16 protein-coding genes and 3 pseudogenes are annotated in these 19980 nt (G+C 50.9%); 6 read left to right on the top strand and 13 right to left on the bottom strand.

Features of this window, described 5'->3' with window-relative positions:
• Positions 1-145 precede the first annotated feature (145 nt).
• Together HMPREF0080_RS10565 and dnaG are read right to left on the bottom strand one after the other, a co-directional pair.
• Entirely contained in the window at positions 146-745 is a 600-nt protein-coding gene (locus HMPREF0080_RS10565) for a DnaB-like helicase N-terminal domain-containing protein (RefSeq protein WP_342610075.1), read from the bottom strand.
• Positions 746-778: 33 nt separating this feature from the next.
• A pseudogene (gene dnaG / locus HMPREF0080_RS02820) lies at positions 779-1973 on the bottom strand (DNA primase); the annotation flags it as partial.
• 253 nt (positions 1974-2226) lie between these two features.
• On the opposite strand from dnaG, the gene HMPREF0080_RS02815 reads away from it, so the two are divergent.
• The 5 genes and pseudogenes from HMPREF0080_RS02815 to HMPREF0080_RS02795 all read left to right on the top strand — a co-directional run bounded on the left by HMPREF0080_RS02815 (position 2227) and on the right by HMPREF0080_RS02795 (position 7085).
• Positions 2227-3102: an RluA family pseudouridine synthase gene (locus HMPREF0080_RS02815; protein WP_040347050.1), complete on the top strand. Its 876-nt coding sequence runs from the start codon at positions 2227-2229 to the stop codon at positions 3100-3102.
• Between the two features lie 27 nt (positions 3103-3129).
• Positions 3130-4098, top strand: a complete 969-nt coding sequence (gene fba / locus HMPREF0080_RS02810) for a class II fructose-1,6-bisphosphate aldolase (protein WP_040347004.1) — start codon at positions 3130-3132, stop codon at positions 4096-4098.
• A 71-nt stretch (positions 4099-4169) separates the two neighbouring features.
• Complete coding sequence (gene rpsT / locus HMPREF0080_RS02805) at positions 4170-4436, top strand: 30S ribosomal protein S20 (protein ID WP_040347002.1); 267 nt, start codon at positions 4170-4172, stop codon at positions 4434-4436.
• Between the two features lie 67 nt (positions 4437-4503).
• Positions 4504-5844 carry an MATE family efflux transporter gene (locus HMPREF0080_RS02800; protein ID WP_006789671.1) on the top strand — a complete coding sequence of 447 codons (1341 nt, stop codon included), beginning with the start codon at positions 4504-4506 and terminating at the stop codon, positions 5842-5844.
• Positions 5845-5871: 27 nt separating this feature from the next.
• Positions 5872-7085, top strand: a pseudogene (locus HMPREF0080_RS02795) (aminopeptidase).
• A gap of 96 nt (positions 7086-7181) precedes the next feature.
• Here the strand turns inward: HMPREF0080_RS02795 and hslU are convergent.
• The 4 genes and pseudogenes from hslU to topA form a co-directional block, all read right to left on the bottom strand.
• Positions 7182-8585 (bottom strand): ATP-dependent protease ATPase subunit HslU, encoded by a 1404-nt coding sequence (gene hslU / locus HMPREF0080_RS02790; RefSeq protein WP_006789667.1) that lies wholly within the window; start codon positions 8583-8585, stop codon positions 7182-7184.
• Positions 8586-8605: 20 nt separating this feature from the next.
• Positions 8606-9145, bottom strand: a complete 540-nt coding sequence (hslV, locus tag HMPREF0080_RS02785; RefSeq protein WP_006789666.1) for an ATP-dependent protease subunit HslV — start codon at positions 9143-9145, stop codon at positions 8606-8608.
• Positions 9146-10457, bottom strand: a pseudogene (trmFO, locus tag HMPREF0080_RS02780) (methylenetetrahydrofolate--tRNA-(uracil(54)-C(5))-methyltransferase (FADH(2)-oxidizing) TrmFO). It abuts the gene before it with no gap.
• Positions 10447-12714, bottom strand: coding sequence for a type I DNA topoisomerase (gene topA / locus HMPREF0080_RS02775; protein ID WP_040346999.1), 2268 nt, complete (start codon positions 12712-12714; stop codon positions 10447-10449). Before topA ends, trmFO begins: the two are co-directional and overlap by 11 nt.
• Before the next feature lie 175 nt (positions 12715-12889).
• Here topA and HMPREF0080_RS02770 point away from each other — a divergent pair, with 175 nt between their 5' ends.
• Positions 12890-13597: an SIMPL domain-containing protein gene (locus HMPREF0080_RS02770; RefSeq protein WP_006789662.1), complete on the top strand. Its 708-nt coding sequence runs from the start codon at positions 12890-12892 to the stop codon at positions 13595-13597.
• Positions 13598-13715: 118 nt separating this feature from the next.
• On the opposite strand, the gene HMPREF0080_RS02765 is transcribed toward HMPREF0080_RS02770, so the two are convergent.
• The 7 genes from HMPREF0080_RS02765 to HMPREF0080_RS02745 form a co-directional block, all read right to left on the bottom strand.
• Complete coding sequence (locus HMPREF0080_RS02765; RefSeq protein ID WP_006789661.1) at positions 13716-14990, bottom strand: Rne/Rng family ribonuclease; 1275 nt, start codon at positions 14988-14990, stop codon at positions 13716-13718.
• Positions 14987-15157, bottom strand: coding sequence for a hypothetical protein (locus HMPREF0080_RS10555; RefSeq protein WP_006789660.1), 171 nt, complete (start codon positions 15155-15157; stop codon positions 14987-14989). The genes HMPREF0080_RS02765 and HMPREF0080_RS10555 overlap by 4 nt, the downstream gene beginning before the upstream one ends.
• 28 nt (positions 15158-15185) lie before the next feature.
• Complete coding sequence (locus HMPREF0080_RS10550) at positions 15186-15410, bottom strand: hypothetical protein (protein WP_006789659.1); 225 nt, start codon at positions 15408-15410, stop codon at positions 15186-15188.
• 64 nt (positions 15411-15474) lie between these two features.
• A complete protein-coding gene (locus HMPREF0080_RS10545; RefSeq protein ID WP_006789658.1) occupies positions 15475-15888 on the bottom strand; it encodes a TIGR03936 family radical SAM-associated protein in 414 nt (137 codons plus the stop codon).
• Complete coding sequence (locus tag HMPREF0080_RS02755) at positions 15863-17752, bottom strand: TIGR03960 family B12-binding radical SAM protein (RefSeq protein ID WP_006789657.1); 1890 nt, start codon at positions 17750-17752, stop codon at positions 15863-15865. The genes HMPREF0080_RS10545 and HMPREF0080_RS02755 overlap by 26 nt, the downstream gene beginning before the upstream one ends.
• Positions 17753-17767: 15 nt before the next feature.
• Positions 17768-18874, bottom strand: coding sequence for a rod shape-determining protein RodA (gene rodA / locus HMPREF0080_RS02750; protein WP_006789656.1), 1107 nt, complete (start codon positions 18872-18874; stop codon positions 17768-17770).
• Between the two features lie 12 nt (positions 18875-18886).
• Positions 18887-19891 carry an AAA family ATPase gene (locus tag HMPREF0080_RS02745; RefSeq protein ID WP_006789655.1) on the bottom strand — a complete coding sequence of 335 codons (1005 nt, stop codon included), beginning with the start codon at positions 19889-19891 and terminating at the stop codon, positions 18887-18889.
• Between the last annotated feature and the right edge of the window lie 89 nt (positions 19892-19980).

Here is a 19980-nt window from a genome sequence, read left to right as displayed (position 1 = left end):
CTTTTGGGCCGCAGACCTGGCCGTTTTCTTGCCGGCGTTTTTCTCAGCCTTATTTGTCCCGGCCTTTTCCGTCAGGGCGCCTTCCGCCGCCATGGCCGCTTTCTCTTCCGCTGCCGCCACGGCTTTTTCTTCTGCATCTTTCTTCTTAGTTGCCATTATCGTGCGCTCCTTTCTTTGTTGACAAAACCAGCTGTTTAATTTCATTGCTCAAATTTTTACACGCCGCCAGCGCGTCCTTAAGACGGGGATCGTCATGCAGACTGTATGCGGCGGCAAGCTCGCTGTGTTTTTTATAGTCCGCCTGCAAGGCGGCAAGACGAAACCGCATTACATAATCAACAAGGACCTGTTCATCCAGGGGCACATCTTCAAGAACAAGAATACGTGCCGCCTCATTTCTTATGTCGGGGGGCAATGCGTCCTGTACGGCCGCTGCGGTATACTGCCCCCCGGCCGTATACTGCCGCTCAATTTCTTCGTATACGGCGCGCCGTTTCGGATCCGTAAAATAGGCCGCCTCAATTTTCTTTTGCACCCTGCCGTAAGCCGCAGGCCGTTCCAACAGATAGCGGAGAATATTTTCTTCCGCGACGGCCATGGCGTTGCCGCCGCGGGCAGCGGCATTCAGTTTGGCCACATCCCGGGAAATGACAACCTGCCGCCCACCCGCTTCGGGATGCCTGCGCACGTATGTATTATATTCACTGCGCACGGCATTTTCATCAATCTGCAGGCGTTCGGCCATCTTCTTCATGAACGCTTCGACGATAATCGGGCTGTCCACCCGGATGAGGACAGGCATAACGGCCGCGGTTACGGCGGATTTTCCTTCCAGCGTGGACACATCGTACCGGCGCAGCCCTGTAAGCAGCATGTAATCCAATACGTTCGGCGCACCGGCCAAGGCCTCTTTAAACGCCTCCGGCCCGTGGACGGTAATGTATTCATCCGGGTCCTTCCCGTCACCCAGGGTCAGGACACGTATCTTCATGCCGAGAGAACGGACGATCTCCATCGCCCGCACAGTGGCCTGTCTGCCCGCGTCATCCATATCGTAGGCAAGGATTATTTCCTTTGCCTGACGCTGGAGAAGGCGGGCCTGATCGGCCGTAAACGCGGTGCCCAAAGAGGCGACAACATTGGTGATCCCCTTATTGTGGGCCGAAACGACATCCATGTACCCTTCGACGAGAACGGCCCTGCCTTCGCTGTAAATGGAACGATGAGCCCTGTTCATGGCGAAGAGCAATTTTCGCTTGTTAAAAACGGGCGTTTCAGGAGAATTCAAGTATTTGGGCTTGCTGTCGTCTAAAACTCGTCTTGCCGAAACCGACTACCCGATCCCTGCCGTCAAAAATCGGAAAAATAACGCGATTGCGAAAGGCGTCATAGTAATGACCGTTTTTTTCTTTTATCAGTCCCAGTCTGAGTAATTCTTCAGGCGGCACATGTTTCCGGATAAACGCGTCTGCAAGCTTATTCCAGCCGTCTGGTGCGAACCCCAGACGAAATTCATGAATGGTTTCGTCATTCAGGCCGCGTCTGTGCAAATAAGCCAGCCCGTTTTCCCCGTAATGCGTTTTGACCAGACAGTTATGGAAAAAGTTACACGCCATCTCATTGATTGCAAACAGGCGTTCCCGTAAACGGTCCCTCTGTTTTTCTTCTTCCGTCTTCTCCGTTACGGGAAGCGGGATATGCGCCCGTTCGGCAAGACGCTGTACGGCTTCACTGAACGAAATATTTTCTTTCTTCATGATAAAGGTAAAAACATTGCCCGAAGCATGGCAGCCGAAACAATAGAAGAAACCTTTTTCGGCGGCGACACTGAAGGATGCGGTTTTCTCGCTGTGAAAGGGGCAGCAGGCCCAGAAATTACCGCCCCTCCGTTTTAAGGCGACATAGTCCGAAATAACCGAGACAATATCGTTTGCCTGCCGTACCTGTTCAATAAATTCTTCGGAAAATCTCATCGCCCGTGTCACCTGCAAATCTTAATTTACCATACTCTATATAATATTCTATACAAATATGCGAATTCCTGCTTTTTCATCAGAAAGACGGTGCAAATTCTGCAAGAGGCTTATCTGCAGGACGTATCACTTCCGTCCGGCTAACCTTGCCGAAGCCCTTTATCATCCTTTTCTTCCTATGGATTTATTGAAACCGATTTTGTATAATATAAGCTGCAATACGGAAAAACAGCCCTTTTCGGGAGAACGGACAATGCTTGAGTTTACAGTCGGACAGCTTCATACCCCTACGTCCGTCGCGGGCGTGCTGCGCCATTACGGTATTTCGGCCACACTGCGGCGGCGCATAAAAAATAACGGCATATGCCTGCGCAACGGTATCCGCACGGAACTGCGCGCCCTCGTTGAAAGCGGTGATACGATTACCGTAACCTTACCGGCAACGGAAGCGGTCAAGCCGGAAAACATTCCTTTACATATCCCGTATGAGGACGATTATCTTCTGGCAGTCAACAAACCGGCAGGTCTGCTCATGCACCAGACGGCTGGCGAACGCACGGGAACGTTGGCTAACGCGGTCATATATTATTACAAAGCAAATAAACTGCCCTTCTCCTATCATCCCATGCACCGCCTGGACAGAAACACGTCCGGTCTTTGTCTCATTGCCAAAGGCGCGCATATACAGCATCTTTTCGATAAAAAGAGACTTTTTTATGTCCGTTCGTATATGGCCTTGCTTGAAGGGAGCTTCCCCGCCCGGCAGGCATCGGTTCGCACCCCGATCGGCCGTGACCCTGCCAGTATTATCAAACGCCGTACCGATGCGGACGGCAAAAGTGCCGGTTCCGACTTCTTTCGGTTGGCGGCGGCACAGGAATACAGCCTGGTACAAATTACTCTGCACACGGGCCGGACGCATCAGATTCGCGTTCACAGCGCCTATTTAGGCCATCCCCTCGTAGGCGACGAGTTGTACGGCGGCAAACGGGAGCTTTTGCAACGTCAGGCGCTGCATGCCTGGCGATTGCGTTTTGTCCATCCCGTAACGGCTGAAATGATCACCGTAACTTCCCCTTTGCCTGCCGATATGCAGAGGCTTGTAGATAAAGCCGGTTGGAAGCTTTAATTACGTATATTGTTAGGAGGAATGACAATGCCTTTAGTAACCACTGCGGAAATGTTCAAAAAAGCGTATGCCGGTCGGTATGCCGTCGGCGCCTTCAACATCAATAACATGGAAATTGTACAGGCCGTAACGGAAGCGGCGGGAGAATTAAACTCTCCCGTTATCCTCCAGGCATCGGCCGGTGCGAGAAAATATGCCAAGCCGACATATTTAAAACATCTGGTGGAAGCCGCCCTGGAAGAATATCCGCACCTTCCCGTGGCCCTTCACTTAGATCACGGCGCAGATTTTGAAACGTGTAAAGATTGCATTGACGGCGGCTTTACCTCTGTCATGATCGACGGTTCTCAATACAGTTTTGATAAAAATGCGGAATTGGCAAAACGCGTAGCCGACTATGCTCATGAAAGAGGCGTCGTCGTCGAAGCGGAACTCGGCCAGCTCGCAGGCATTGAAGACGATGTAAAGGTGGATGCGCAACAGGCCTCGTATACTCGCCCCGAAGAAGTGGAAGAGTTTGTCACCCGTACGGGCGTGGACTCTTTGGCAATCGCCATCGGCACCAGCCACGGCGCCTATAAATTCAGACCGGAGCAGTGCACGAAAAATGAACAGGGCGTCTATGTTCCTCCCGAACTTCGTTTCGATATCCTTGAAGAAGTGTCCAAACGCCTGCCTGACTTTCCCATCGTCCTTCACGGCGCCTCCTCCGTCCTTCCTGAATATGTAAAAATCATTAACGAAAACGGCGGCAAACTCGATAAGGCCATCGGTATTCCGGAAGAGCAGCTTCGTCATGCGGCATCCCTGGCGGTGTGCAAAATTAATATTGATTCGGACCTCCGCCTTGCCCTTACGGCAGGCGTCCGCCAGCACTTGGCGCAGCATCCGGATCATTTTGACCCGCGCCAATATTTAAAAGACGGTCGCCAATACGTGAAAGACGCGGTCATACATAAAATCCGAAATGTTTTAGGTTCGGAAAACAAGGCGTAAATACTTGCGTTCCAGTCTTTTATATGATAAACTTATTTTCAGTGTTATTGTAAGCAGGGAGGTGAAACAGTTTGCCGCAAATTAAATCCAATATTAAATCCATGGAAAAAGACGCCGCTCGTCGCGCAGCCAATTCTCGCGTAAAGTCTTCCGTACATACGGCTATTCGACGCACGACGGAAGCTATCGCCGCCGGTGACGCCGACGCAGTAAAGAAAGCGTTTTCCAAAGCCAGCAGCGTTATTGACAGCGCCGCTCGAAAAGGCGTGCTTCACAAAAACACGGCTGCTCGTAAAAAATCCCGCCTGGCCGCTAAGGTCAACAGTGCCGGTAAATAATTCGAAATACCTGCAAGCCCCGTTTCCGCGGGGCTTGTTTTATATCTTTCCACGTTCGAGGGTTCCTATGCCAAGACCGCAATTACATCAATTCATCCATTTTGCGGAACTCTTCTTTCCGCTTTTACTGACCCAGTTTGCCCTCGTCGGCAGCAGCCTTTTCAGCAGTATTTTCAGCGGCAACGCCGGCACCATCGATTTGGCGGGCGTCGCCGTGGCCGCAAACATTTGGTATCCCGTATTCGCCGGCTCCTGCGGTATCGCCTTCGGCATTTCTCCGATCATCGCCCAGCTCAGGGGAGCCCATAAAGAAGAAGATATTCCCGTATACATTGCGCAGGGTATGTATGTCGCTTTTGCTTTAACGGCCGTTATTCTGCTCCTGGCCTTCCTGTTCCTTGAACCGCTCCTCGCGCTGCTTCACCTGGAACCTGCGGTTCAAGCTATTTCAAAACAATATTTGTTTGCCCTGGCCTTCGGCATTCTGCCGCTCTTTATACAGGCGACGCTGCGTTACGCCGTGGACGCGCACGGTATGACCTATCTTTCCATGGCTGTTCTTATGACAAACCTTATCTTATCGACAGCTTTATTCAGACTGTTCGTCTTCGGCGGCTTTTGTTTTCCCGCCCTCGGCGGCGCCGGCACGGGATATGCCATCACGACGGCCGCCTGGATTACATGCATCGTTTTTATCATTATCTTATATTTCAAAAAGCCGTTCCGGCAGTATCGCCTCTGGTCCCGTTTCCGCCCCTTCAGTTGGGTTCACTGCAGAGAACAGCTGCGTCTCGGCCTGCCGATCTTTGTCGCCGTATTCTGCGAGACAAGTCTTTTCAGTATAGTGGGGCTTTTAATGAGTGAATTCGGCACGCTCTACCTGGCCGCCAATCAGGCGGCTATCAGCTACTCGACACTCGTGTATACGGTTCCCTGGAGTATCAGCCTGGCCGCGACTATCGTCGTCGGTTATGAAGTAGGCGCCGGAAACAGAGAAGGGGCCCTGCAATACGATATTATCTGCGGACTTACGTCGCTTCTGACCGTATGCCTGACCGCCTTCACAACATCCACGCTCCTTGATCCTATAGCGGCCATGTTCACGCATGATGCGGAAACTTTTAAAACCATCCGCGTTTTTCTTATTTTCGCCCTCATTTTCTCCGTCTTTGACGCGCTCGGCACCCCTGTACAGGGTATGCTCCGCGGCTATAAGGATGTAAAGATCATTACGTATGTCGCCTTTAGCACGTATTGGCTGATCGCCATTCCCTCGGGTTGGATCTTAGCCCATTATACGGCGTTCGGACCGTACGGTTATTGGCTGAGCCTCGTAATAGGCCTGGCCGTCAACGCCGTCATCCTGAACGGCAGGCTTTGGCTCTATACCGGTCGCCGCCCTTTATAAGGAGGTACAATTGTGACTCATGAAGAAATGAAAAAATACGCGCAAGTGCTTTTACGCAAAGGCCTTAATATACAGGAAAAGCAAATTCTCGTCATACATGCCCCTGTCGAGGCGTCGGCCTTCGTTACCGAACTGGCCGGAGCCGCCTATGACGCAGGCGCTTCTCAGGTCGTCCTTAATTGGCGCAGCGACGATCTGACGCGTCTGCGCTATATAAAAGAAGGACTGCATAACTTTCAAACCCTGCCGGACTGGCGACGTGATTTCAGCCTTTACTATTATCGGCAGGGCGCCGCCTTTTTAAGTCTTGTCTCGGCGAATCCCCGCCTCCTGAACGGGATGACACAAATAAAATCGTCGCTTTTCAGAAAGCGTCCCATGAGGCGTTAAAAGAATATTCCGACGGTATGATGGCTTCTAAAGTTACATGGCTCGTAGCGGCCGTTCCCTCCCTTGTCTGGGCAAAACTCCTTTTTCCCGACGACACGGAGGCCGACGCTTTTCATAAACTTGAAACGGCAATTTTAAAATCGGCCCGCGCCGACGGACCTCATCCCCTCCATGACTGGGACATTCATCTGGAAAACCTGAAAAAACGACGCACCTGGCTTACGGCGCAGGCATTTACAGCGCTTCACTACACTAATCGCGCCGGCACGGATCTTACCGTAGGCCTGCCGAAAGGCCATATCTGGCAGGGCGGCACGGAAGAATCGGCCGCGGGTATCCCCTTTAACGCCAACATACCTACCGAAGAAGTATACTCGGCGCCGCAATACGACCGTGTCGACGGTGTTGTCTGCAGTACAAGACCCTTGATTTACCGGGGCAATCTCATAGACTCATTCCGGCTCACCTTTAAAAAGGGGAAAGTTATCCGCTCTCATGCCGAAAAAGGCGACGACCTCCTCACGGCTCTTCTTGATACGGACGAAGGCGCGCGCCGTCTCGGCGAGGTGGCGCTGATTCCCTGCGAATCGCCTGTCTCCTTATCAAATACCTTATATTATGAAACTCTTCTCGATGAAAACGCGTCCTGCCATCTTGCCCTCGGCAAAGCCTACCCTACATGTCTGGCAGGCGGTACGGCAATGGCCGATGCTGAATTAAAGGCCGCCGGGCTTAATGATTCCATTGTCCATGCGGATTTTATGATAGGTTCCGAAGATCTTGCCGTTACGGGGATAAAAGAAGACGGAACGAAAGTCCCCGTTTTTATTAACGGCAGCTGGGCCGACTGAATTACATACTCCGACAAATATAAAAGGACGCTTTGTTCCGGATAAACAAAGCGTCCTTTTACATGTCCGGTCATAGAAGGCGGAAAAGGCGGGCATTTATAAAATGTAATGGCTCAAATCCACATTGGAAACGACTTCTCCAAGTTTGGAGGAAACAAAATCCTTATCGATGAGAATATGCTTCATCTCACTGTAAGGCGCTTCGAAAGCCGTTTCTTCCAGGATTTTTTCTAAAATAGTATGCAGCCTGCGGGCGCCGATGTTTTCGGTTTCCGCATTGACTCTGTACGCATATTCTGCGATCATGTCGACGCCGTCCCCGGTAAATTCAAGCTCCACCTCATCGGCATGAAGAAGTGCCGTATATTGTTTCATGAGCGATTGATTCGGTTCTGTCAGAATCCGTTTGAAATCATCCACCGTAAGAGACTGCAGTTCCACGCGAATGGGAAAACGGCCCTGCAACTCGGGAATGAGGTCCGAAGGCTTGGAAACGTGAAAAGCGCCGGCCGCGATAAAGAGGATATGATCCGTCTTTACGGGACCGTATTTAGTATTCACGCTCGCGCCTTCGACAATAGGCAAAATATCCCGCTGTACTCCTTCGCGGGAGACATCGGGTCCGCTGCTCTTACCTTTTTCGGCGATCTTGTCAAATTCATCGATAAAAACGATGCCCGCTTCTTCCGTCGCCTGCACCGCCTTATCGACGATAACGTCCATATCCAGGAATTTACCCAGCTCTTCCTCTTTGAAAATCTCCCGTGCCTTAGCCACGGTCATTTTTTTCTTACGTTTTTTCTTGGGTATGAGATTACCGAGCATTTCCTGAAAATTATTAGTCAGTTCTTCCTGCGAATTCCCCGTGAGAATGCCTTGTACGGCCCGGCCTTCTTCTGCGACTTCCACCTCAATTTCCCGTTCGTCCCATTCTCCGGACGTTATTTTTTCAAGCATCCGCCGGCGCCGTTCCGAGCCGCCTTCGGCAGCGGGCTTAATTTCATCTTTCTGTTCGGTATCGCCGTCGCCGAACAGAAAATTTACCGGACCCGATACAGCCTCTTTAACCGCTTCCTTTTTAGGCCAGAATACCTGCAGAATACGTTTGTTGGCTTCCGCTGCCGCCGCTTCGCCGAAACGGCGGCTTTCTCTCTCCTGAACCATGCGGACGGCATTGCCGACAAGGTCACGGATCATTTGCTCCACGTCTCTGCCGACATAACCGACTTCCGTATATTTGGTCGCTTCGACTTTGATAAACGGAGCTCCTACGAGATTTGCCAGGCGTCTGGCAATTTCCGTCTTGCCTACGCCTGTAGGCCCGATAAGAAGGATATTTTTCGGAATAATTTCCTTCTGCATGTCGCCGTCCAGCTTTTTGCGGCGCCACCTGTTCCGTAACGCGACGGCTACGGATTTCTTGGCATCCTCCTGTCCGACTATATATTTATCAAGTTCCGCCACGATTTCACGGGGCGTCAAGTTTTCTTCCTGTATCATCAGTAAAAGACTGTCCTCTCTTAAATTTCTTCAACAATTACAGCATGATTGGTGTACACGCAAATGTCCGCCGCTATATGGAGCGCTCGCTCGGCTATTTCTTTAGCCGGCAAATCCGTATTCGTCCGTAAGGCTCTGGCGGCAGCCAAGGCATACATACCGCCCGAACCGATGGCGGAAATACCGTCATCGGGCTCAATTACTTCACCTGTGCCCGAAAGGAGCAAAATACGCTCTCCGTCAGCGACCAGCAAAAGAGCTTCCAGCTTGTGCAGGACCTTGTCGCTGCGCCAATCCTTGGCAAGCTCGACAGCGCTGCGGATAAGATTGCCGTTATGCTCATTCAGTTTTGCTTCAAAGCGGTCAAACAGGGAAAACGCATCCGCCACGGATCCGGCAAATCCGCTGATGATCTTGCCGTGGTAAAGACGGCGTACTTTCTGAGCCGTCCCCTTCATAATCACAGAATTTCCCATCGTTACCTGTCCGTCACCGGCAATAGCCGTCCTGCCGTCTTTCTGTACGGCAACGATAGTCGTTGCATGAAACGTCGTTTCCATTTATATCTTCTCCTTCATCAGGACTGTTTCGGCAAGTGCCCGTTCGGCAAGCACAGTGTTTTTTTCACGTTTTTTCATCCTCTTTTTGATTTCCAACGGATCAATAATGCCGAAATTTATATTCATGGGTTGGAAATTATCCTTCGGTCCGGTCGAAATATAGCGGCTCAACGCACCTATCGCCGTCCTGCCGGAGAAGGTCAGGCACGGTTCATCATGCCACAGTTTAGCCGCATTTATGCCCGCCAGCAGCCCCATCGACGCCGATTCAAGATATCCTTCCACCCCCGTAAGCTGTCCGGCAAAGAAAATATTTTCCCGTTTTCTGTACTGTAATGTCGGCAGGAGCAGCTCGGGCGAATTGATATAGGAGTTACGGTGCATAACGCCGTAACGGACAAATTCGGCATGTTCCAGTCCGGGTATCATGGAAAAGACACGCTTTTGTTCGGGAAACTTTAAATGCGTCTGGAAGCCGACAATATTATACAGGGTCGCACTGCCGTTATCCTGCCTGAGCTGTACGACAGCATACGGCAGGATATCCGTGCCGGGAATTTCCAAACCGACCGGTTTCATAGGGCCGTACCGGAGCGTATCGATACCGCGGCCCGCCATGACTTCCACAGGCATGCAGCCTTCAAAAACGGCCGCTTCCCGCTCAAATTCATGAAGGGGCGCACATTCCGCCGTTGTCAGCGCACTCCAGAAGGCTTCATATTCTTCCCGCGTAAACGGGCAGTTTAAATAATCGGCTCCGCCTTTACCGTAACGGGCGGCGCGGTACCTTGTTCAGGTCAAGTGAATCGACCGTCACGATCGGCGCGGCGGCATCGTAAAAACGAAAATAACTTTTTCCCGTCATCTTGCCGATGTATGCGGACATGGCATCACTTGTCAAAGGACCGGTAGCAACGACGCATATGCAGTCATCAGGAAGCGAGGTCATTTCTTCTGTTACGACAGTAACCCGCGGATGTGCCGTAATTTTTTCCGTTACATATTCACTGAATGGGACGCGATCGACGGCTAAGGCGCCGCCGGCCGGCACACGGTGCGCATCGGCGGCTGCCATGATGAGGGAACCGAGACGACGCATTTCTTCCTTTAAAAGACCGACCGCATTTTCCACATTGGCGGCACGGAAGGAATTGGAACAAACGAGCTCGGCAAACAGTCCCGTATGATGAGCGGGCGATCGTTTTTTCGGGCGCATTTCAGCGAGTGTCACGGGCACGCCCCTGACGGCCAATTGCCAGGCCGCTTCCACACCGGACAAGCCGGCACCGATAACAAGAACACTATTTTTCATTTACCGTTTCACCTTTTTTATGATTTTCACATTCCCCGTTGCTGCAGAAGAGCTTATCCTGTCCCGTTTTATAATGTTTGACAGTCATTATGCTGCCGCAGAGGGAGCATTTTTTATCCACCGGCTCATTCCAAAGCACAAAATCGCAGTCAGGATATCGGTTACAGCCGTAAAAAGGCCGGCCTCGCTTCGATTTGCGTTTAATGAGCCGTCCTTCCCCGCAGCGGGGGCAGGTTATGCCCGTATCCTCAACGATGCCCTTTGTATTACAGCATTCGGGAAAATTCGAGCAGGCAAGAAACTTGCCGAAACGGCCGAACTTATACACCATCGGCGAGCCGCAGAGCTCACATATTTCTCCCGACTCCTGACCGGAAACAGTGACTTTTTCCATGCTTTCTTCAGCATGGTCCAGCTCGGGCTTAAACACGGTATAAAACTCACGCAGTACATGCGTATACGTATCGCTTCCCTGTTCAATCCCGTCTAAAGCCTCTTCCATATGGGCCGTAAAGTCGACGTTAATGATACCGTCAAAATATTCCTTTAAAAGTTTAATCGTAACGATACCGAGCTCGGTCGGCACGAATTGTTTATCTTTCTTTTCCACATAGTTACGATTTTTAATCGTATCCATAATGGGGGCATATGTACTCGGACGGCCGATACCCTTTTCTTCGAGTGTCTTGATCAGGCTCGCTTCCGTATAGCGCGGCGGCGGCTGCGTAAAATGCTGTATTTTTTCCGCGCTGACATTATGAACGGCCGTCCCTTCCGCAATAGCCGGCAATACCCGGGCTTCTTTATCCTTCCGCGTTTCTTCATAAAGTTCCGTAAACCCTTTAAAAAGCACGGTATATCCGGACGCTTTCAATTCATATATACCGCTTTGTACGGTTACGGCCATGTGTTCCGTTTCGGCCGGAGCCATCTGGCTGGCAAGGAAGCGCTTCCAAATAAGCGTATATAAACGTAACTGGTCACGCGTCAAGAAAGAAGCCACCGTTTGAGGCGTCAAAGAAAGGGATGTCGGCCGGACGGCCTCATGCGCATCCTGACTGGCGCTTTTTGATTTATAAACATGCGCTTTAGACGGCACAAATTTTTCGCCGTATACGGCACCTATATACTCACGCGCGCCTTTAATCATATCATCATTGATACGCGTCGAATCTGTACGCATATAGGTAATCAGTCCGACATGCCCTCTGTCGCCGAGCTCAAGGCCTTCATATAATTGCTGCGCCAGCATCATCGTCTTCTTGGCGCCGAAATTAAGCTTACCGGCACTTTCCTGCTGCAGCGTCGATGTTGTAAAAGGAGGTTGGGGCATGCGTTTGCGTTTTCGCTTCTCCACCTTCGTAACACGATCCGCGTCTTGAGTTCGTCCCTTCTTTTCCCATGCCAATCCGTCGCATACGGCCCGGGCTTCTTCTTCAGTGGCCAGGCCGGCCTTTTTGCCGTTAATTTTCGTAAGCTCGGCTTCCAGCTCCGTGCCGTCATCCGTCCGGTAAACCCCCGATACGGTCCAATATTCTTCGGGCATGAAGGCGGCGATTTCTTCTTCCCGTTCACAAATAAGACGCACTGCAACGGACTGGACCCTGCCGGCGCTGAGACCTTTGCATACTTTTCTCCATAAAAGCGGACTCAACTGATAGCCGACAATACGGTCTAAAATACGGCGTGCCTGCTGTGCGTCAACGCGTTTCAAATCAATCGGTTCAGGCGCGCTTAACCCCGTTCTGACGGCATCTTTTGTAATTTCATGGAACATAATGCGACACGGTCCTTCCGGATCCATGTCCAAAATATGGGCTAAATGCCAGGAAATAGCTTCTCCTTCACGATCCGGGTCGGTAGCGAGATACACATTCCTGGAGCGGACATACTCACGGCGCAGCTCTTCAATAACCTTTTTCTTATCGTACATATCAATATAAGTCGGCGTAAAACCGCCCTCTACATCGACACCGAACTGATTCCGCGGCAAATCGCGGAGATGGCCGCGGCTGGCAAGGACCTTATATTCTTTGCCGAGAAACTTCTCAATTGTCTTAGCCTTGGCGGGCGATTCGACAATGACCAGATTCTTCGCGTTCTTCGGCAACGGTTCCAGCTTCTTTAACGGCTCCTTCACGGGCAGATTGACACTGCCCCTGATGATCAGTTTTTCACCGCCGTCTTTCTTATTACGGCGTTTCTTTTTCTTTGTATCATCAATGGTAATGGTTCGTTTAATCGGAAATTCAAGCATCTTTTTCATCCTAACTCAATATATAATCGTAAAGATATATTCAGTATTAAATAATACACTATTATATGTGCCCCTTCAAGGCGGGCAAAAGAATAATCAAAATACTTCCTTCTTCCTGCCGGTAATGCTATAATAATATAAGTTTTCCAAGGTACTTTAAAGGAGGAATTGACACATGATATCCAGATCTGTTAAATCGGCACTCTTATGTCTTTGCGTATCTTCAGCGTTTGTCTGCGCCGCACCGGCCTATGCGGCAGGCGCACAGGAAGCGGGCACCGTTTCCGTTTCCGGGTACGCAGAAGAACAGATAACGCCGGATACGGCGTATATTACCATCGGAATGACGACGGACGGAAAAACATCGGAAGAGGCGCGCATGAAAAACAATGCCGTCATGAACGAAGTGCAGCAGGCGGCTCTTGCCATGGGTATTGAAAAGAAAGATATGAAGACAAGGGGCTATAACGTATATCCTACATACGGTTCAAACCAGAAAATCACCGGGTATTCTGTAAGCAATAATCTGGAACTCAAGGTTTCGGATTTTGACCTGATCCCCCGCCTTATTGCCAGAGCAAGCCAAGTCGGCGCCAATGAAGTGCACGGAGTGCGTTTCACTAACGAACACGCCGATACGCTCCGCAGCAACCTCATCAAACAGGCGGTTTATAACGGCAGGCAAACGGCTCAGGCCGTAGCGGAAGCGACCGGCCACCGTTTGGGCGACGTTAAATCAATTACGGTAGCCGGTAATTCTCCCTCTTACGCGGGCATGCAGCTTATGAGCCTGCGCGCTGCCGCCAAAGACGAAGCGACTCCCGTTGAACCGGGCACAAATACACTCAGTGAATCCGTCGAAGTAGTTTACTACTTGCAGTAACACTATAAAAATACGGGCAGAGGCACTTGTCTCTGTCCGTATTTTTATGCCGCAACGCCCTGTAAGAGAAAAAGTGAGCGCCATATCTAAAGAGCTTTTTCGTCCATGTACCGGTTCTTTATTCTGCATGAGAAAAAACGGAAAAAACCTCCCTGTTCGCATGGCCGCTCTTCTCAAAAAAAAGCTTCCGCGCCAATTCCCGCTCCAGCCCCTCTTTCCTTTTTTTATCTCTGAAAAGAGCAAGCACGTCATCGTGAGCGCTGATCAGAATGTCTCCTTTAATATGGTGCACCTCCGTCATATGCCGCAATTGACGCACAATATTTATATATACGGACTCGGGTGAAGCCAGCGTTCCCGTATCGGCGCAGACGTTACAAGGCGAATACTGCGCCTGATACAATCCCTGCCGTGATTTTCGGCGCGTAATTTCCACCAAATTGAGCGCCGTCATACCGAATACATGTACGCGGGCCCTGTCGGCCGCCGTCTCGCGCTGCAGGATACGCAATATTTCTTCCCGTTTTTCAGAATCGTTCATATCAATAAAGTCGACGAGAACGATCCCCCCTATATCTCGCAGGCGCAGTTGTCTGGCAATTTCCGCGGCTGCTTCCTTATTGACATGAAACAGCGTATTTTCCAACGTACTGCTGCCGACATACTTGCCGCTGTTGACATCAATGACGGTAAGCGCCTCCGTATGGTCGAAAATCAAACTGCCGCCTGACGGCAAAGAGATCTGGCGTGCCGTCAGACAATGCAATTCGTCTTCTATGTGATAATAGTCGAAAAGCGGCTCTTCTCCGGCGTAGAGTGCCACCTTGCGTTTTGCCTCCTCAGCGCCGGCAAAGAACCCCGTTATACGTTCATACGCTTCTTTATTATCTACAATAACGGCCCCCACATCATCCGTAAAGTAATCCCGTATCATGCGCATCAGCAGATCCGCTTCTCTGTAAAGGATCTTCGGTTTTTTCGCCAGTTTATATCGCCTTTGTATGCTTTCCCAGGTACGCAGGAGATACTGTAAATCCGCAGTAAGCTCCGCCTCGGATACACCGGCCGCAACAGTACGGACGATCATTCCCATACCTTCGGGTTTGACGGAAGCGACGACGGCGCGCAGCCGATCCCGTTCCTCTTCATCCCGTACCTTTTTGGAAACGCCGATATAATCTACAGTCGGCATAAGCACGGCATAACGCCCGGCAATACTCACGTTGGCCGTGACCTTTGCACCCTTCATAGACTGTTCATCCTTAACGGCCTGCACGAGCACACTCTGCCCGACCGAAATATGCGTTTGCTGGACTTCTTCTTTTGTGGCGGCCCGAGGAAAAAGATCGCCTAAGTAAAGAAAGGCGTTCTTTTTCCGGCCTATATCGATCAAAAAGCGGCCTGCATGGCGGGCAGTATGTTTTGTACAACGCCCTTATATATATGATTGACAATATGCGTTTCGTCATCCCGTTCCACGGCATAATCGCAGAGACGGCCGTCATCGATAACGGCCGCGCGCGTTTCTTCGGGTATAACGTTGGCAACTAACATTTTCATAATAAAATACCGCCTGACTGCCGGCCCGTTATTCAAAAAGTGACGTATTCACTCCGTCCTGACGATGCCATAAGGCAATGCGCCTGGCCAGCATTAATTCTTTATTTATGGGGAAAGCAAACGTATCGGCCAATATTTCCCAGATCTGAGCGGGTTTAACGGCTCCCTCTTCAGTCTGATAAATACCTGCCGTCAGTTCCAAATTTTCTCCGTCTGTTCTTCCCGTGACAGGCGCGATAACATGTTCTTTCACGTCGATCCGCCGGGTCTTTCGCGTCTTGGGTGAATACTTTTCATACTGAACCGTATCCGCATCATTAAATGACCGTAATAACCGTGCCAGGTCTTTTTCCGTAATCTTCCCCGTCACGGGGCCGCGTAAGGTATAAACGGCATAATTGGCCGCCCGCCATGAGCTTCGGCGCTTTTTGATCGATATATTTTCCGCAAAGGACGGCAAAGCCGAGAGGAGACTTCTCATTCATCCTCGCCATCACGTCATCGACGGGAATTTCTTTTGCCAATTCCAGATCCATAAATTCTTCATCAGCCGCCACACCGACGCCCAATGCCGAGGCAAAGGACAGTTTCATGTGCGGATTAAAGCCTTCGGAATACAGCACGGGAAGATCCGCTCTGATAACGATCAGGCGGACGGCCCTGGCAAAATCGAGATGGGACAGGAATTGCAGGGCATTGTCTTTTTTAATAGCTAAACGTAGTCTTGCCACTGCCGTCACCCTCTTTCCAGTCGATAACATGGACTCCCAGATTAGGACACACGCCGCAGCCGGTACACCGTCCGTGCCGGCAGTCACGGGTCAACTGTTCGTCACGGGCCTGTTGCCACTCCTTTAAAAGATAATTTTTCGCTACGCCGGGACTCATATGATCCCAAGGAAAGGCTTCGTTTTCCCGGCGCTTGCGGGACGCGAAGTAATCAACGGAAAGTCCCGTCTCGGCAAAGGCGGCGTTCCATATATCATAATCGAACATCTCCGTCCAGCCGTCAAATTTACTGCCCTTTTCCCACGCCCGGTACAGGACTTTTCCCAGTCTTCTGTCACCGCGGGCAAAAGCGGCCTCCATACGCCCGGTACGGGCATCATGGTAATGGTAGGAAATATGTTTGTCCCGTATAAGCGTCTTAATAAAACGCTGTTTTCGTTCGATTTCTTCTATGGAACATTGCGGCGCCCATTGAAACGCCGAATGGGCTTTCGGTACAAAACTGGATACGGAAACGGTATTTTTCCCGTTATTCTTACCCGTTACCCGGCGGTAAAGGTTAAGGACTTTATAAGCCAAATCGGCAATTCCCGCCAAATCTTCATCCGTCTCCGTAGGCAACCCCATCATAAAGTAAAGCTTCACCGTTGACCAGCCGTTTTGAAACGCGTTTTCACAGGCAGCCAGCAGATCCGCTTCCGTTACGCCCTTATTGATGACATCGCGCAGGCGCTGTGTTCCCGCCTCCGGTGCAAAGGTAAGCCCGCTTTTACGGACCTGCTGCACCTTTTTTGCAATATCTACAGAAAAACTGTCGACACGCAGCGAAGGCAGACTTACGCTGACCTTCCGGCCCTTAAAGGCTTCGAGCAGGAGGTCGACGAGTTCCGGCAAACGGGAATAATCAGCCGAGCTGAGGCTCATAAGGGAGATTTCATCATACCCGGAATTGGCGATAATTTCTTTGGCGAGCTCAACTAATCTTTCCGGCGTTTTTTCGCGAACCGGCCGGTAGAGAATCCCGGCCTGACAGAAGCGACAGCCCCTGCTGCAGCCGCCGAACAGTTCCAAGACGGCGCGGTTATGAACGATATCGATATTCGGCACAATCGGTTTCGTCGGGAAAAATACCGTTTCTTCGTCTGCGACGACACACTTGCGGATAACCGGTTCAGCTTCGGCTTCAGTAGGCACCAGTCTGAGAAAATCACCGTTTTCATCGTATTCATCCCGATAAAACGAGGGTACATAGTTCCCCTCCTGTCCTGCCAGTACCTTGAGGAGCCCCTTCTTTCCGCCCGGCTTCCCCGCCTCTTTCCAGGCGATGACAGTATCCGCCAGTAATTGGACCGATTCTTCCGATTCACCGAGACAGAAGAGATCAAAATAGCCGGCTAACGGTTCGGGATTATAAGCGCAGGGTCCTCCGCCGACGACGAGGGGGTATTCTTCTCCGCGTTCGGCGGCCCATAAGGGAATGCCTGCCAGATCAAGCATATTCAGGATATTGGTAAAACTCATTTCGTACTGGAGCGTAAACCCGACCATGTCAAAATCTCTGACGGCCGTCTTCGTTTCCAGGGTATACAGGGGATATCCCTTTTCCCGCATTATTGCTTCCATATCGGGCCACGGCGCATACACCCGTTCCGCCGCCACATCGTCCCGTTCGTTGAGCAGCGCATAAAGAATACGCAGGCCCAAATGACTCATGGCGACTTCATAAACATCGGGAAAGGCGTACGCTACAGTAAATTTAACATCTGCATGATTTTTTACGACACTGTTCCATTCACCACCTACGTAGCGCGCAGGCTTAGTTACTTTGCTGAGTAAAATAGGATCTACATGAACTGTCTGAGACACGGCGTCCCTCCCGGATCAAAGAAAAATGGTGGACTGCTGGCGCATGTGGACGCTCAATACGAGAGCCAGAGACATCATATTTGTCGTCAAAGCGCTGACACCGTAGCTCATAAAAGGCAAAGGGATGCCCGTAACGGGCATAATACCGCAGGTCATGCCGACATTGACGAGAATTTCGAACGTCCACATGGACACAATGCCCGTCACCAGGAGCATACCGAACGTATCTCTGCATTCTTTAGCGGTCAAAAGAGCTCTGTAAACGAGAATAAAATAAAGGAAAAGAATAAAGAGACAACCCAAAAAACCGAGTTCTTCCCCGATAACGGAAAAAATGAAGTCCGTATGGTTTTCAGGTAAAAAATTCAGCTGGCTTTGCGTACCGTGAAAAAGGCCTTTGCCGAAAAGCATGCCCGAACCGATGGCGATTTTCGATTGGATAATATGATACCCCGCGCCGAACGGATCCGCATTCGGATTCAAAAAGACGAGAATGCGCGACTTCTGATAATCCTTCATAAAATGCCAGCCCAGAGGCGCTAAAACGATGCCCGCCACAGCAATGTTCCGCAACATCGACATTTTAACGTGAGAAACGACGAGCATCCCCAGCGCGATAGCCAGGAAAACGAGACTCGTCCCCAAGTCGGGCTGTTTCAGGACGAGTAAAAAGGGAATGCCGATATATAATCCGACAGGCACGATGTCCCGCCAGGTATTGATCTTGCCTATACGTTCCGATAAAAGCGCCGCCATACAGACGATCATTATAAGCTTGGAAAATTCCGACGGCTGCAACGTAAGCGGGCCGAGTCGGATCCAGCGCTGGGCCCCCAGGGCGGAGGTTCCCAGGAACATGACGGCAGCGAGCATAAGCAGATTAAACAGGTACAGAGGCTTTGCCAACCGTTTTAACCGCGTATAGTCGTAATTGCCGAGAAAAACGACAAGGAGCAGATTAACGACAAAAGCCGCACCTTGTTTAGCCACAAAATCGTAGTTTATGGCGCCTTTATTGATATGCGTAGCGCTGCCGATAATACATAAACTGACGCCGACAATTAGGGACGCTACGACAAGAATAACCTTGTCCGCATGTTTCCATTCTCTTTTAAATAACACAGTTACACTCCCTCAGCGTCGCTGCTGACGCCATGCTTTTGACTGATACATGCGCGTTTTCACGGACAGCCGCTTCTTCTCTTCCCTTGTCTGCACATGCTGCAACACTTCTTCGGCGGCGGCCGCAATCTTTTCGATATTGGCCGTTACCGCCGCCACGGCGGCTTCTTCAGCCGGTATTTCACTGACGGACGGCAGATGCGTTCCCGTCCTGCCGGGATCCGTTGCGGAACCGTCCCGCTCTGCACGGCCGGGAGTGCCGTCACCTGCCGGTAAAAAGGCTTCCCACTCTTCCCGAACGGGTTCCTCACCCGTTTCCAGATAGTTTACGGTGGCTTTCAGGGCCGCATAAAAAGGCGTCGTATCCGGCAGATCCGCAACCATGCCTTCCTGTGCGGCGGCATGAATGTCGTCGTCATGAGGTAAGACCCCGGCAATCGTTTCAGGCATGAGAACTTCCGTCATCGGGCCTACATCGAGATAACCCGGCTTATCCTTATAAAAATTATTAAAGATAACATCATAAGCAAAATTTTTATGTTTGTTGCAGAACTGCATCACTCTGCCCGTATCGCGCAGGGAAGTCCAGGTCGGTTCCACGACAAGAAGGATCCGGTCCGCTATGGCCGTAACATATTTAAACGCTCTTTCCCGTCCCGGCGGGCAATCAATCAAGGTATAATCGTAATTCCTGGACAGTTTCTCCACAACGTATTGGAATGTTTGCGGCTCCGTCTTTTCCCAGGTCTTTTTCTGGCTGGCCGGCAGAAAATCAATATTCCCCTGCAGGGGAATAATTGCTTCCGCCGCTTTGCACCGTTTTTTCATAAGGTCGAACACATCAAAGAAAACATCGTCCTGCGTACCGAAAAGGAGATCCAGGTTACGCAGCCCCATATCCGCATCTACGGCAAGCACGGAATATCCTTTACGGGCCAAGGCGACAGCCAGCGTTGCCGTTATCAGGGTTTTTCCCACGCCGCCCTTTCCGGAGGCGACAGCTATTATTTTGGACATATACGCGGCTCCTTTCTCTACCGTTCCGAATTTTCCCCGTCCCGTTCTTCCGCCCTGCCGCCGGTACCGGCTTTATCACCGGCGGCTGC

Origin of the sequence: Megasphaera geminata F0357 (assembly GCF_000239275.1) — a bacterium.
In the GTDB taxonomy this organism is placed as follows: Bacteria; Bacillota; Negativicutes; order Veillonellales; family Megasphaeraceae; genus Megasphaera; species Megasphaera geminata.
This window is presented reverse-complemented; position numbering and strand designations above follow the sequence as displayed.